Source organism: Pseudomonas sp. 300 (genome assembly GCF_055803035.1).
In genome coordinates, this window is sequence record NZ_JAVLRV010000002.1 from 532066 (window position 1) to 545813 (window position 13748).

Below are 13748 nucleotides of genomic sequence, written 5' to 3' on the forward strand. Positions count from 1 at the left end.
CTTATGGGTAATCAATCGCCACGATATACACGCACTGTTCGCCGGTAGGCGTCTGCACCCGAACTTCGGCGTCCAGCGCCTTGCCGATCAGGGCGCGTGCCAACGGTGAATCGATGCTGATCAGGCCCAGTTTCAAGTCCAGCTCATCTGGCCCGACGATGCGATAGCGCGATTCTTTGCCGTCCTCGTCTTCAATGGTGACCCAGGCACCGAAGTAGACCTTGTTCGGATCGCTGGGCTTTTCGCTGACCACCTTGAGCGCTTCCAGCCGTTTGGTGAGAAAGCGCACGCGACTGTCGATTTCACGCAGCATCTTTTTGCCGTAGGTGTATTCGGCGTTCTCGGAACGATCACCCTGCGCCGCGGCCTCGCTGACCGATTGGGTTACCTGCGGTCGGCGCACATGCCAGAGCTCATGGAACTCGGCCCGCATCCGCGCTTCACCTTCTGGAGTGATCAGCGCGGTGCCAGCGGTGCGGGGAGGGCGATAACGGCTCATGGCAACTTCTTGTGGTTGAGAAAGTTCGAGTCTATCAACCCTCGCGCAAGACTGTCAGGGGGCTGGCGTTCAACGCACGCCGGGTGCCGAACACGCCGGCACCGCCGATCAGCAGAGCGCCAATCAGGGGCAACACCAACAGCCATGGATGCGGGTGCCACGGCAGGTCGAAGGCGTATCGGTACAGCACCAGGCTCACCAGCTCCGAGCCCAGTGCCGCGAGCAATCCGCTGACCGCGCCAAGCAGGCCGAACTCAATCCGTCGGGCCTTGACCAGCAATTGTCGCTCGGCCCCCAGTGCCCGCAACAATGCGCCTTGGCGAATACGTTCATCGAGCGTTGCTTGCAGGCCGGAGAACAACACCGCCATCCCCGCCGCCAACACAAACAACAGCACGTACTCCACCGCCAGGGTGACCTGGGCGAGGATGCTGCGTAGCTGCGCCAGCAAGGCTTCGACTTGCAGAATGGTCACCGCCGGGAAGGCGCGGGACAGGTCGACGATCTGCTGATCATGACCCGCCGCCAGATAGAAGCTGGTCAGGTAGGTCGCCGGCAGATCCTTCAATGTGCCGGGCTGGAAAATCATGAAGAAGTTTGGCTGGAAGTTATCCCAGTTGATCTCTCGCAGGCTGGTGACCTTCGCTTCGCGATTGACTCCGCCGACGGTGAAGACCATGTGATCGCCGAGCTTGAGCTTCAGGCTCTCGGCGACTTTGCCTTCCACCGACACGCCGGGAACGTCGTCCGGTGCCTGATCGCCCCACCAGTTGCCGGCGGTGAGTTTGTTGCCGGTCGGCAGGTCTGCGGCCCAGGTCAGGCTCAGGTCGCGCTGAATCGCCCGATCACCGGCCGAGTCCTTGCTGACGATGTCCTGCACCGCTTCGCCATTGATGCTGATCAACCGTCCCGGCACCACCGGGTACAGCGGCGCCGATTGCGCCGACAGTTCGATCAGGCGATCGGTGAAGGCCTGTTTGTCTGCCGGCAGGATGTTCAGCGCGAAATAATTCGGCGCGTTTTTCGGCAACTGGTTTTGCCAGGTGTCCAGTAATTCGCCGCGCAGCAAAGCGATCAACGCCATGGACAGCAGAATCAAACCGAAGGCCAGGGATTGTCCGGCGGCAGCCAGTGGATGGCGCAGCAATTGACCCAGGCCGAGGCGCCACGGCAACGAAGCGCGCGCGAGCATCCGGCGCAGGCTTTTGAGCAGCAGTAACAGCAAACCACCCAACACCAGCGCCGCGATCACGCCGCCACCGAGCAGGGCGAAGGTCAGCACCAAATCCAGGCTCAGGCGCCACATGATCAAGCCGAGTGCGCCCAATGCCGCGCCGTAGACCATCCACGTGCTGGAAGGTATCGGCAGCATGTCGCGACGCAACACGCGCAGTGGCGGGACCCGACCCAACGCAGCCAGTGGCGGCAAGGCAAAACCGGCCAGCGCCACCAGTCCGGTACCGATCCCGGCGATGGCTGGAAACAGACCGCCCGGTGGAACATCGGTCGGCAACAAATCATGCAGCAGCGCGAACAGGCCAAGCTGCGCCAGCCAGCCAATCAACGCACCGCTGATGCTGGCCAACAGTCCGAGCACCGTCAGCTGCAAACTGAACAGCACCATGGTTTCCCGACGGGACAACCCCAGGCAACGCAACAGCGCACTGGCGTCGAAGCGGCGGGTGGCGAAGCGCGTCGCCGACAGCGCCACTGCGACGCCGGATAACAGCACCGCCACCAGACTGGCCATGTTCAAATAGCGCTCGGCTTTGCCCAGCGCACCGCCGATCTGCCGGTTGCCGTCGCGCGCATCCTGAATACGCTGGTTGGCGGCAAGGCCGGGTTTGATCAGTTGACGGTAGGTTTCCAGCGCTTCGGCCTTGCCACGCCAGAGTTCGCGGTAGCTGACCCGACTACCGGGCTGCACCACGCCGGTCGCCGCAAGGTCGCTGAGGTTGATCAGCACCCGCGGCGTCAGGCTGTAGAAATTGCCGGCGCGGTCCGGTTCATAGGTCAGTACTCGCGCCAGTTTCAGGGTCCGCATGCCGACGTCGATGCTGTCGCCGATCTTCAGATCCAGCGCGGTCAGCAGCCGCGCTTCAACCCAGGCTTCGCCGGGTTTCGGTCCGCCTCCGGATTCTTCCGCAGCGAAGGGCGCGGGGGCGCTTTTCAGCTCGCCGCGCAGTGGATAGACGTCATCGGCGGCTTTGATACTGGACAGCTGAATGCCGTTGTCGGTGGCGATTACGCTGGAGAACTCCACCACCTGCGCGTGTTCGAGGCCCAGATCCGTGCCACTTCTGATCTGTTCGGGTCGCGCCGGTGAACTGCCTTCGAGCAGCAGGTCGGCGCCGAGAAACTCGGTGGCGCGCAGCATCATGGCGCCATTCAGGCGGGCGCCGAAGTAACCGATGGCAGTACTCGCGGCCACCGCCACCAGCAAAGCGAAGAACAACACCCGCAACTCACCGGCGCGGGCGTCGCGCAGCAGTTGGCGGAGGGCGAGACTGAACAGGCGCAACAGCGGCAGGCGTGCCATCAAGGCTCCAGAGGGGCGACCAGCAGGCCGGCTTCAAGGCGGATCAGGCGCCGGCAACGATGTGCCAGGCGTTCATCGTGGGTCACCAGCACCAGCGTCGTGCCGCGCTCCTTGTTCAATTCGAACAACAAGTCGCTGATGCGCTCGCCGGTGTGGCTGTCGAGGTTGCCGGTGGGTTCGTCGGCGAACAGCACGTCGGGTTCAGCGGCAAACGCACGGGCAATCGCCACGCGTTGCTGCTCGCCACCGGAGAGCTGGCGCGGCGAGTGAGTCAGGCGTTGGCCTAGTCCGACTCTTTGCAGCAATTCGGGGGCGCGCTCACGGGCGTCTTTGCGCCCATCGAGTTCCAGCGGCAACATGACGTTTTCCAGGGCGTTGAGACTGTCGAGCAACTGAAATGACTGAAAGACAAAACCGACGTGTTCAGCGCGGATGCGGGCGCGTTGGTCTTCATCGAGATTGCTCAGGGCCTGGCCTGCGAGGGTGACTTCGCCGCTGCTCGGCAAGTCGAGGCCGGCGAGCAGGCCGAGGAGGGTGGATTTCCCGGAGCCGGACGCGCCGACGATGGCCAGGCTGTCGCCCTTGTTCAGTTCCAGGCTGAGTTCGTGCAGGATAGTCAGTTCACCTTCCGCGCTGGGAACCACTTTGCTGAGGTTCTTCGCGGTGAGAATGCTTGCGCCCATGGAGAATCCGATGCGAGTGTGGTTTTTGAGTGCTGGCCTGGCCTTGATGTGCATGGCCCAGAACGCAGCGGCGGGTACAGTCCTGATCGTTGGCGATAGTATCAGCGCCGGTTTCGGACTGGATACCCGCCTGGGGTGGGTGTCTTTGCTTGAGCAACGGCTCAAGCGCGAAGGTTTCGACGATAAGGTGGTCAACGCGTCCATCAGCGGCGACACCAGTGCCGGTGGCCACGCGCGCCTGCCTGCGCTGCTTGCAGAGCATAAACCGGAGTTGGTGATCCTCGAGTTGGGCGGCAATGACGGGCTGCGCGGAATGCTGCCAACACAATTGCAACAAAACCTTGCAGCGATGATCGACAGCTCCAAGGCCAGTGGTGCCAAAGTGCTTCTACTCGGCATGCAACTGCCGCCCAACTACGGTGCGCGCTACACCAAGGCCTTCGCTGAGGTTTTCAGCAACGTCGCCACCGAGAAAAAAATCCCGCTGGTGCCGTTTTTCCTCGACGGCGTGGGCGGGCATCCAGACCTGATGCAGGCCGATGGGTTGCACCCTGCTGCGGGGGCTCAGGACAAGTTGCTGGAAAATGTCTGGCCGACGCTGAAACCGCTGCTTTGAGATATTTTCTCGGAGGGATCAGAACGGAGAAAGCTGTTTGCTATACCCAAACTTGATTCCTGACGCGAAAAAGCCCCCGCACTCGCGCTGTTTTTTGCAGCTCTGGCATTCGGGGGCGAACTCGTTCTTCCAATCACTGATCGACTTTCGGTAGTAGGGAAGAATATCCGGGTTCACCAAGCACAGCTGATGGTTGTAGACCGAGATGTTCATGCCGTACTTGGCAAGGATGGCAACCGACTTACTGAGCGTGTCTTTGTAATCGATGGGGTCAATCCAGAGCTCATCAAGATTGGCTCGCGTAAAGCCCATCATTTCAAGGCCCATCAGTGCCACTTGATCAACAAAAAGAAGATTGCGAGCGATGTACTCACACAATTCCGGAAGCCGCTGCACCGAAAGCTTGTGTATGACCACTCTGATCTCAACCCTCTGGCCCAAGCGCTTCAGATTAAGAATGCCCTGAATGGTTTCATCGAATGCGCCTTGTGCCTGAACGATGTAGTCATGCAGTGTCGGGTCGTCTGAGTAGACCGGGATTCCGATCATCGCGTCGGACATTTCGATGGCTGCATATTTTTTTGCAAACGTTAGGTCTTTGAAGCTTCGTCCGTTCGAGAGGATATGGATCGCGGTTCTTGGCAGGTAGCTTTTGGTCAGACGGATAATCTTTAGAAAACGCTCTTTATTCGTCGTTGGCTCACCACCGGTAAACCCCAGCTCTCGGGTTTCCTTTGGGATCAACGGAATCAAGCTCTCAACTTCATCGAGTATCCATGAATCATCAGCTGTTTTAGGTGGCTGAGAACACATCAGGCAGTAGTTATTGCACTGCTCGGTTAACAGGATGCTGTTGTTCGGTGATGAAGCCCGAAACAGTACTCGGATGCTCTGACGATCAGCGGAAAGCCGAACAACGTCATTATCACCGATGTAGCTGTAGTCATTCGGCAGGATCGAATAGTCAGAACCAGCAGGCAGTTCTTCGGCCAGTTTCTGATGTTGCTCGGTCAGCAGGTAATGTGCGAATTCACAGGGGATCTGATGATCAGAAATCAGATAGGCCAGTTCCCGGCGCAAGACTTCAGGCAGGCTCCGGTTGGTCGAAACCTTGATCAAGGTGCGATCGTTGTAAACATTTACCGCCTGAATGCGGATTACCTTTCCGCTGAGCTTCAGCATCGATTAGCCCACCCCATAAAAATCCGCTTCGTATGTTCGTCGCGTCCCATCAGCTCAATGAGGTGCTTGAAAATAGACATGTTGCGCTTGCAGAACGAGGATTCTGTTTTTCTCGCTACCAGGTCGTTGTGCATAGCATGATGGTAGACAGGCTCGGCACCACAATAAGGTTCAAACGCACAGTCAGAGCACATGGGCGCGCTTAAGGTGAAGGAGTTTTCCAGAGCATCCAGAAGCTGGTCGGAAAGAATGATGTCTTCATAGGAATGCTCAAGAACGTTGCCCAATCTGAACGTATGGTCGCCCATCTCGGCAAGCATCCGGCTTTCATCCGAGGCATAGACGGCCCCGTCGTAATTGAACACGATGGCGGCAATTCCCGCGCCAGCAGGGTTCATCAAGTCAACAAATCCAGGATCATTCGAGGTCAGCATTTTTGTCAGTACAAGCGAGGAGTACTGCTCGACAAATCGTACGCCGGACTTGTTCAGCTCAATGATGTACTCAAGACCTTCCTTGTAAAATTCCAGCCAGCGCTCAGCGTCATACGACATGAATTTCTTGGTCTTGATTGCAAAGCCGTATGGGGAGAGCGTACGGAGAAAGATTCCATCAAAGCCCAGGCGCAAGTACTCATCAATGATATCTCTCGCTCGGGGCAGGCTCTTGTCTGTCGTTGTCATCAGAGCTGACACTTGATCGTAACCAAGGGCGGCACGTGCCTTTTTCAGGCCTTCTTCGAAGCGTTGATGACTGTCTCTTCCGGGGCGAGGGCGGTTCGCATTGTGGAGATCCATTGGACCGTCAAGAGAAGATGAAAGGACGATGTTGTGCTGCTTGCAGAAAACCAGCACTCGATCGGTCAGTAGCGATAGTGTGGTAGCAATGACGAATTGAAGGTCACGACCTTCCTTTAGGTTGCGTTTTTTTGCCTCAAGAACGATGTACTCCACCATCTCGAAATTCAGTAGAGGCTCTCCCCCCTGAAACTCTATTTTGATGGCTGGATTCGGAGACCTGAAAACGAAATCCAACGACTTTTCAGCCATCTGCTTCGTCATGTCGAATTCGCCTTTGCTTTCTGATTGCCTTGATACCTGGCAGTACGGGCAGCTGTGGTCGCAGCGGAGGGTTACGACAAAGATATGCAGGTTGGTGAACTGGGAGAGTCTAGACAGGCGTGTACGAATCTTGAGGGCCAGAAGCTGCAGCGGTGCCTGCTCATTGGTGAATCGGATGAACTGTTTCGACCGCAGAGTAGGTATCAGTTCCGATGAGATCGGGAGTGTCTTGGATATCAGCGGTTCGAGCATCGGTACCGGTACGACGTGGAACTCGCCTGCCATGTTGGTGATGACGTACTCGTCGTCATTCAGACGATCAAATTTGAATGGCAGCAACTCATAGGTGCGTTGCTGTACATAAAATTCCAGTTTTTGGAATTTACTCACTGATCAGTCCGGTTTTTGAGAACGCCAATCCAAGGATCAGGTTCCTGATCGGCAGGGTTTCAGCGTTCAACCTGTGGCGTAGCTGGTAGTCGAGCACATCCTTCTTGAATTCTTGAATGGCTGTCAGAAACGAAGGTTCGTCGATGCCAATGTTCGAGGACAAGGTGCAAACAAATTTCCCATCAGCGCATTTGATATCGGCTGTCAGCGAATTCATCGAGCGATAAGCGGCTTTTTGTAGAGCTTCCACATCATAAAGCCGCTCATCAAAGGCGAGCGTAGACTCAAGTTCCATTTCAGGAGCCCGAGTGATGGGAGCTGTGTGAGCTGTGCGAAGCGTGAGAGCTGTGAGAGCTGTGGTAAGCCATGAACTGACCTTGATCTCCACGTTTCAGGACAAATGCAAACAGGTCATTACCACCGCGAGCCGAAATATTTTCGCTTTGAGTAGTAGATTGGAATGAGATTGTAGTGTCAGTGTCGGGTTCGACAATTTCGTGGGTGGTTAAGGCCGAAGCCTGCTCAGTGCCTACGGCTGCTGCCAGAGTAGCGATTGGTACCAAAAAGGAACGCTTTTTCATCATCGGATTTCCTTATCGTTAGTGGGGATATAAGCGAGTCTGGCTGGCAGGATGCCATGATGTCAATGTGGAATTAGCGGTGAAGAGCCATCCATCTCTTAAATCCGACAGACGTACCATAGCCCGCTAATTCCGTAGTGCACGGCAACGTCGCCACCGAGAAAAAAATCCCGCTGGTGCCGTTTTTCCTCGACGGCGTGGGCGGGCATCCAGACCTGATGCAGGCCGATGGGTTGCACCCTGCTGCGGGGGCTCAGGACAAGTTGCTGGAAAATGTCTGGCCGACGCTGAAACCGCTGCTTTGACGCTTTTCTAGCGGCGGTGTTTCGGCTAAGGTGGCGCCCCCGATTTGGAGCCCCCGATGCCGCGTCCCGCCTGGTCACTTTTTGCCTACCAACTGATCGAGCCTGACGAACAGCTGGATCTGTTCGCCTGCCAGGAAGTGCGGGTACACCTGGTGACCCGTCAGCTGGAGCTGGGCGGCTCGGCCGATCGTACTTTGTGCGGCAGCCTGCTCCCCGCGCAACCGCGCTGGTCGAGCGTTGATCGCCGGGTGTTCCAGGATCAGCGTCTGTGTTCGTTGTGCCGGGCCATCCTCGAGTCGCAAAAGCGTGGTACTTCGCCGATCTGGCCTGAGTTGCGGTTCGAGCTTTGATGGTGTGAAGCCGGCAGCGGCCGTTGCCTAAGAAACGGATATGTACGCCTGAAAAACCGCATCCATCGTAGCCAATTCGCGCTCTATCGGTGTGTCTCCCCGAATGCCGGAGCGCCAGTGTACAATTGCGTTCTTAAACCCCAGTCGATTATGCGAAGGATTTTCCGGATGTTGCCGCGCTTTCCTGCCGTCACCCGCTGCCTGACTCTTGCCGCCCTTTGTGCGGCAGGCCCCGTAGCAGCATTGGAGCTACCCCTGCCACCGCCCGGTGAAGACATCATCGGCCAGGTGCAAGTGATCAAGGCCAAGTACGAAGACACCTTCGCTGACCTTGGCACCACCTACGATCTGGGCTACTTGGAAATGGTCGCGGCCAACCCGGGCGTCGATCCATGGTTGCCGGGTGCCGGTACCGAGGTCGTACTGCCGACGCGCTTCATCCTGCCGCCGGGCCCGCGTGAAGGCATCGTCATCAACCTGGCTGAATACCGCCTCTACTACTTCCCGAAAGGCCGGAACGTGGTCTACACCTTCCCGCTGGGTATCGGTCGTGAAGGCTGGGGTTCGCCGATTGCCCACACCAGCATCGTTGCGAAGACGCCAAACCCGACCTGGACGCCTCCTGCGTCGATCAAGGCCGAGCACGCGGCTGACGGCGATCCGCTGCCGAACGTCGTGCCGGCCGGCCCGGACAACCCGCTGGGCCCGTTCAAGTTCACCCTGGGCACGCCGGGCTACCTGATCCACGGTTCGAACAAGAAGTTCGGTATCGGCATGCGCACCAGCCACGGCTGCTTCCGCATGTTCAACAATAACGTACTGGAAATGGCAGGCATGGTGCCGGTCGGCACGTCGGTGCGCATTCTCAACGACCCGTACAAGTTCGGCGTCAGTGGCGGCAAGGTTTATCTGGAAGCGCACACGCCGCTGGACGACAAGGGCAACCCGTCGGTCGTCGACAAGCACACGGCGGTGATCAACGCGATGCTCAAGCGTGAAGACATCACCAACAACCTGCGCATGAACTGGGACGTGGTGCGCGATGTGGTCGCCGCTGAAGATGGCCTGCCGGTGGAAATCGCCGTGCCGAACACTTCTGCGCCGATGGTGACGAGTGCACCGATCGATCCGATGCAGTAATGCTTGAACAAAACCCGTCGACGCGCAGAGCGTCGGCGGGTTTTTTATTGCCTGGATAAACACCGGGCAATAAAAAAGCCGACCCAAAAAATGGGTCGGCTTGATAACAATCCCGAAGGATTATTACTTGCGGCTAGCTTTTTCCAGCATGCGCAGAGCACGCTCGTTAGCTTCGTCAGCAGTCTGTTGTGCTTTTTGAGCAGCAGCCAGAGCTTCATCAGCTTTACGGTAAGCTTCGTCTGCACGAGCCTGGGAGCGAGCAGCTGCGTCTTCAGTAGCGGTCAGACGTGCTTCGGTTTCTTTCGATACGCTGCTGCAACCGGTAGCCAGAACTGCGGCCAGAGCCAGAGCAGAGAATTTCAGAACGTTGTTCATCGTGTTCCCCTTCAAGGACTTTCTATTAAGTAGCTGTCTCCTCAGAGTGAGGAAATAGCCGGCGTACATACTACCCATTACTTGTCGTAAGTAAACTGACGTAAAGCAAGAAGCAAAAAAAATTGTAGGCGTTGATTCTTTTTCGAGCAACTTTTACTTGCAATTGATTAAAAAATATCCAGCTGCAAGGCCCGAGATGAGCGAGTTGGCACGAAAAAGTCCGCGGTGCCAGGATTGTTTTCCCAGTCTTGGCTAAAGTCTGTCTACATGGTTCGTCTACACTTTTGTTCGGGATTTGCGCAGCACCTCTCAAACTCTTTCTTCTAGTAGAGGTGACTTAAAAGAAGGGCGCTCGTCTTAAGTCTCAACATCCGGCAATGTTCAGGCTATCGACCCGCGGAGCTCTTCGGTCGAGCCGTCCCTGCGTAACCCGGAGCAGCACCGCCCCAAACCCAGCGTGATGACGAGCGTACCTTGAGCATTTCTGCCAATGGTGCCTACTATTTGATACGTGCTCGGTTGCGCGAGATCGGTGCAGCTCTTCTCGGTGTCCATTCAGGCACGGGGTGGCGTAGATGTTCCTTCGCCGGAAAAACATCGGTAAGGTAGGGGTCGGAATTCAAGACCCGCAGAGGAGTTGTGATGAGCGAGGCGTTGTCCATCAACCATGACCAGGCAGGTCATCAGTTCGAGACCAATGTGGACGGTCATCGTGCCTACCTGACCTATATGGATCTGGGGAAACAGACTCTGGATATTTATCGCACCTTCGTGCCCAACGCATTGCGTGGTCGCGGCATTGCGGCAGCCTTGACCGAGAAGGCGCTGGAGTACGCCGAGGAAATGGGCTACACCGTTATTCCATCGTGTTCCTACGTGGAGCGCTACATGGAGCGTCACCAGCGGCATGCGGCCAAGCTGAGCCAGTAAAACAAACGCATAAAAAAACGCCGGGTTTAAGCCCGGCGTTTTTGTGTGCGCTGAAGAGTGATCAGGTGCGATCACGTTTCGGCAGCACATCCTTGAGCTTGGCGTGCATGCTGCGCAGGGTGTTTTCGGTGGCGGACCAATCGATGCAGGCATCGGTGATCGACACGCCGTATTGCAGGTCGGCGAGGTCTTTCGGAATCGCCTGGCAGCCCCAGTTCAGGTGACTCTCGACCATCAGGCCGATGATCGACTGATTGCCTTCGAGGATCTGGTTGGCGACGTTCTCCATCACCAGCGGTTGCAGGGCCGGGTCCTTGTTGGAGTTGGCGTGGCTGCAGTCGACCATGATGTTCGGCTTGATCTTCGCTTTGTTCAGCGCTTGTTCGCACAATGCGACGCTGACCGAATCGTAGTTCGGCTTGCCGTTGCCGCCGCGCAGCACCACGTGACCGTAGGCATTGCCCTTGGTGGTAACGATGGACACGCCACCTTCCTGGTTGATGCCCAGGAAGCGATGCGGGCTGGAAACCGATTGCAGGGCGTTGATCGCCACTGTCAGGCCGCCGTCGGTGCCATTCTTGAAACCGACTGCCGAGGACAGGCCGGAGGCCATTTCACGGTGTGTCTGGGATTCGGTGGTGCGTGCGCCGATGGCCGACCAGCTGATCAGGTCCTGCAAGTATTGCGGAGAGATCGGGTCGAGGGCTTCGGTCGCGGTCGGCAGGCCCATTTCGGCCAGGTCCAGCAGCAACTGACGACCAATGTGCAGGCCGTCTTGAATCTTGAAGGAGTCGTCCAGGTACGGGTCGTTGATCAAGCCTTTCCAGCCGACGGTGGTGCGTGGCTTCTCGAAATACACGCGCATGACCAGATACAGCGTATCGGACACTTCCGCAGCGAGCACTTTCAGACGCTCGGCGTATTCGTGGGCCGCCTTGATGTCGTGGATCGAGCAAGGCCCGATGACGACGAACAGGCGGTGGTCGGTGCCATCAAGAATGTTGCGAATGACTTCGCGACCCTTGGTGACGGTGCGCAGGGCAGCGTCGCTCAGAGGGATATCACGCTTGAGCTGGTCAGGAGTGATCAGCGTCTCGTTGGAAGCGACGTTTAGGTCGTTGATCGGTAAATCAGCCATCGTTTACTCGTCAGGTCACGGGTGCCGGCCGCCAGCGAACCCGCGCGGCGGAGCACAGCAAATTAAGCGCGTCGGGGAGCGGAACCTTAGCGCGTTACACCGTGGCTCGACAATGGGCAGACAGCGGTTTAAGGGTCATTCTCAACTAATTGATAAGGTCCCTTAATCCAGCACAGCCTGCGCGAATGCCTTGCGTACCGTGTCGTGGGAGAACTCGTCGGCGTGTTGCTGGACCCATTCGAGGGCGAGGGCCTGGGTTTCCTGCAAGTCGTCATGGGCGTCATGCAGGCGACAGTAACGTTCGATCTGGCACACCTGTTCGCCCATTCGGGCACTGAACATCATCTGCTCGTCGACAAATGCAATGCCCACCAGGTAGCCGCGCTTGCGTCGCAGGCACCAAGCCACGTAACCCAGAAAACGCAAATCGGGGTTCAGGGTGGGGATGCGCACTTCCAGCGCCGTACCGTGGCGCCAGGCGCGGTGGTAATTGCAAGCCATGCCCCCGAGGCTGATAGTGTGCAGCTGTTGCCGTGAAATACACTCAGGCTTGAGTAATGTTAATTCGACGGGCACATCGTCAGGATGAGGAATAAAACGTCCCATGAGCACGGACTCCATGTGTCGGCCATCTGACATTGTTTCCCCCAGTATAGTGGTCGAATTGGAACTGACCGATTTCGACGCCGACCAACGGTTGCTGGCCATGAGCGGGGTGTCACTGGTTATTTTCACCAGCGTCGGCTGCGCCAGTTGCCGTTTTGCCCGAGAGCAATTACCCAGGCTCGATCTGGCCGTCGATCGCTTGTGCTGGATCGATGCGGGGGACAATGGCGGGGTGGTCGAGCGTTATCAGGTCTTTCATTTGCCGGCGCTGTTTGTGGTGCGCGACGGTGAGTTCTTCGGAGCACTAAAATCTCGCCTGACCTCTACCGAGCTGAATGAAGCCGTAGGTCAGGCGTTGACGAGAACAGCAGAGGAATTGCCATGACGGCTGCAGTTGCCAAACCGACCATCGGTATTATCGGCACCGGTGCGATCGGTGGGTTTTACGGGGTGATGCTGGCGCGTGCCGGTTTCGATGTGCACTTTCTGCTGCGCAGCGAGTTTTCGGCGGTGGCCGAGCGCGGTCTTCACGTCGACAGTGCACCGCACGGCGCGTTGAGGTTGCATCCGGTTCAAGCTTATTCGTGCGCTGAAGACATGCCACCCTGCGACTGGCTGCTGGTCGGCGCCAAGACCACCAGCAATGCCGACCTGGCACCTGCGATCATTCAAGCCGCAGCGCCGAATGCCAAGGTCCTGCTGCTGCAAAACGGTCTTGACGTCGAAGACAGCCTGCGGGCATTACTGCCTGATACATTGCACCTGCTCGGCGGTCTTTGTCTGATCTGCGTGCATCGCACCGGCCCGGGCGCGATCACCCATCAGGCTCTCGGCGCGGTGAACGTCGGCTATCACAGTGGCCCCGCTGCCGATGAGCAGGCGCGCATGGCGATTGTCGAGGAGGGCGCCGGGCTGTTCCGCAGCGCTGGCATCGATTCTCAGGCCATGCCGAACCTGCACCAGGCACGCTGGCAAAAACTGGTCTGGAATATCCCTTACAACGGCCTCTCGGTGCTGCTCGGTGCAGGCACCACACCGTTGATGGCCGATGCCGACAGCCGCGAACTGATCAAGGCCCTGATGGCTGAAGTGGTTCAGGGGGCGAAAGCCTGCGGTCACGACATGCCGGCCGGTTATGCCGATTTTCTGTTCATGATGACCGAGAAAATGCCGGACTACTGGCCGAGCATGTACCACGACTTTTTGCATAAGCGACCGCTGGAACTGGCGGCGATTTACGCCCGACCGCTGGCGGTGGCCAAGGCCGCCGGGTGCGAATTGCCGCGAATTGAAGCGTTGTATCGCAGTTTGAGTTTTATCGATCGACGTAACACTTGAGTCGATCAACCCGAG

16 protein-coding genes and 1 pseudogene are annotated in these 13748 nt (G+C 57.7%); 7 read left to right on the top strand and 10 right to left on the bottom strand.

Annotated elements, in window-relative coordinates; translation table 11 throughout:
* Nucleotide 1 precedes the first annotated feature (1 nt).
* Genes greB through Q7W83_RS08640 form a run of 3 tightly spaced genes read right to left on the bottom strand, consistent with a single transcriptional unit; the run spans nucleotide 2 to nucleotide 3721 of the window.
* Complete coding sequence (gene greB, locus Q7W83_RS08630) at nucleotides 2–499, bottom strand: transcription elongation factor GreB (RefSeq protein WP_008031876.1); 498 nt, start codon at nucleotides 497–499, stop codon at nucleotides 2–4.
* Nucleotides 500–533: 34 nt separating this feature from the next.
* Nucleotides 534–3038, bottom strand: coding sequence for an ABC transporter permease (locus Q7W83_RS08635; RefSeq protein WP_150631046.1), 2505 nt, complete (start codon nucleotides 3036–3038; stop codon nucleotides 534–536).
* Nucleotides 3038–3721, bottom strand: a complete 684-nt coding sequence (locus tag Q7W83_RS08640) for an ABC transporter ATP-binding protein (protein WP_473655896.1) — start codon at nucleotides 3719–3721, stop codon at nucleotides 3038–3040. Before Q7W83_RS08640 ends, Q7W83_RS08635 begins: the two co-directional genes overlap by 1 nt.
* A 10-nt stretch (nucleotides 3722–3731) precedes the next feature.
* On the opposite strand from Q7W83_RS08640, the gene Q7W83_RS08645 reads away from it, so the two are divergent.
* Nucleotides 3732–4337, top strand: coding sequence for an arylesterase (locus Q7W83_RS08645; RefSeq protein WP_150638767.1), 606 nt, complete (start codon nucleotides 3732–3734; stop codon nucleotides 4335–4337).
* Nucleotides 4338–4355: 18 nt separating this feature from the next.
* On the opposite strand, the gene hxsC is transcribed toward Q7W83_RS08645, so the two are convergent.
* The 4 genes from hxsC to hxsA2 are packed head-to-tail and all read right to left on the bottom strand — an operon-like array spanning nucleotide 4356 to nucleotide 7554.
* Complete coding sequence (hxsC, locus tag Q7W83_RS08650; protein ID WP_473655897.1) at nucleotides 4356–5519, bottom strand: His-Xaa-Ser system radical SAM maturase HxsC; 1164 nt, start codon at nucleotides 5517–5519, stop codon at nucleotides 4356–4358.
* A complete protein-coding gene (hxsB, locus tag Q7W83_RS08655; protein ID WP_150631049.1) occupies nucleotides 5513–6970 on the bottom strand; it encodes a His-Xaa-Ser system radical SAM maturase HxsB in 1458 nt (485 codons plus the stop codon). The genes hxsC and hxsB overlap by 7 nt, the downstream gene beginning before the upstream one ends.
* Nucleotides 6963–7265, bottom strand: a complete 303-nt coding sequence (gene hxsD, locus Q7W83_RS08660; protein WP_150631050.1) for a His-Xaa-Ser system protein HxsD — start codon at nucleotides 7263–7265, stop codon at nucleotides 6963–6965. Before hxsD ends, hxsB begins: the two co-directional genes overlap by 8 nt.
* A 1-nt stretch (nucleotide 7266) precedes the next feature.
* Nucleotides 7267–7554, bottom strand: a complete 288-nt coding sequence (gene hxsA2 / locus Q7W83_RS08665) for a His-Xaa-Ser repeat protein HxsA2 (protein WP_412070991.1) — start codon at nucleotides 7552–7554, stop codon at nucleotides 7267–7269.
* Between the two features lie 143 nt (nucleotides 7555–7697).
* Between hxsA2 and Q7W83_RS08670 the strand changes: the two are divergent.
* The 3 genes and pseudogenes from Q7W83_RS08670 to Q7W83_RS08680 form a co-directional block, all read left to right on the top strand.
* Nucleotides 7698–7856, top strand: a pseudogene (locus tag Q7W83_RS08670) (arylesterase); the annotation flags it as partial.
* 56 nt (nucleotides 7857–7912) lie between these two features.
* Nucleotides 7913–8206, top strand: coding sequence for a hypothetical protein (locus Q7W83_RS08675; RefSeq protein ID WP_003226812.1), 294 nt, complete (start codon nucleotides 7913–7915; stop codon nucleotides 8204–8206).
* Between the two features lie 168 nt (nucleotides 8207–8374).
* On the top strand, nucleotides 8375–9346 hold the full coding sequence (locus Q7W83_RS08680; protein ID WP_150631052.1) for a L,D-transpeptidase family protein: 972 nt from the start codon (nucleotides 8375–8377) through the stop codon (nucleotides 9344–9346).
* 123 nt (nucleotides 9347–9469) lie between these two features.
* Here Q7W83_RS08680 and oprI read toward each other — a convergent pair whose 3' ends face one another.
* Entirely contained in the window at nucleotides 9470–9721 is a 252-nt protein-coding gene (gene oprI / locus Q7W83_RS08685) for an outer membrane lipoprotei OprI (RefSeq protein WP_003172710.1), read from the bottom strand.
* Nucleotides 9722–10363: 642 nt separating this feature from the next.
* Here oprI and Q7W83_RS08690 point away from each other — a divergent pair.
* A complete protein-coding gene (locus Q7W83_RS08690) occupies nucleotides 10364–10651 on the top strand; it encodes a GNAT family N-acetyltransferase (RefSeq protein WP_008031384.1) in 288 nt (95 codons plus the stop codon).
* 61 nt (nucleotides 10652–10712) lie between these two features.
* On the opposite strand, the gene Q7W83_RS08695 is transcribed toward Q7W83_RS08690, so the two are convergent.
* Together Q7W83_RS08695 and Q7W83_RS08700 are read right to left on the bottom strand one after the other, a co-directional pair.
* Nucleotides 10713–11789, bottom strand: a complete 1077-nt coding sequence (locus Q7W83_RS08695; protein WP_150631053.1) for a 3-deoxy-7-phosphoheptulonate synthase — start codon at nucleotides 11787–11789, stop codon at nucleotides 10713–10715.
* Nucleotides 11790–11951: 162 nt separating this feature from the next.
* On the bottom strand, nucleotides 11952–12395 hold the full coding sequence (locus tag Q7W83_RS08700) for a PilZ domain-containing protein (RefSeq protein ID WP_150631054.1): 444 nt from the start codon (nucleotides 12393–12395) through the stop codon (nucleotides 11952–11954).
* Between Q7W83_RS08700 and Q7W83_RS08705 the strand changes: the two genes are divergently transcribed.
* Both Q7W83_RS08705 and Q7W83_RS08710 read left to right on the top strand, forming a co-directional pair.
* Nucleotides 12394–12780, top strand: coding sequence for a thioredoxin family protein (locus Q7W83_RS08705; protein WP_150631055.1), 387 nt, complete (start codon nucleotides 12394–12396; stop codon nucleotides 12778–12780). The genes Q7W83_RS08700 and Q7W83_RS08705 overlap by 2 nt on opposite strands.
* Nucleotides 12777–13733, top strand: coding sequence for a putative 2-dehydropantoate 2-reductase (locus Q7W83_RS08710; RefSeq protein WP_150631056.1), 957 nt, complete (start codon nucleotides 12777–12779; stop codon nucleotides 13731–13733). Before Q7W83_RS08705 ends, Q7W83_RS08710 begins: the two co-directional genes overlap by 4 nt.
* Nucleotides 13734–13748: the final 15 nt, after the last annotated feature.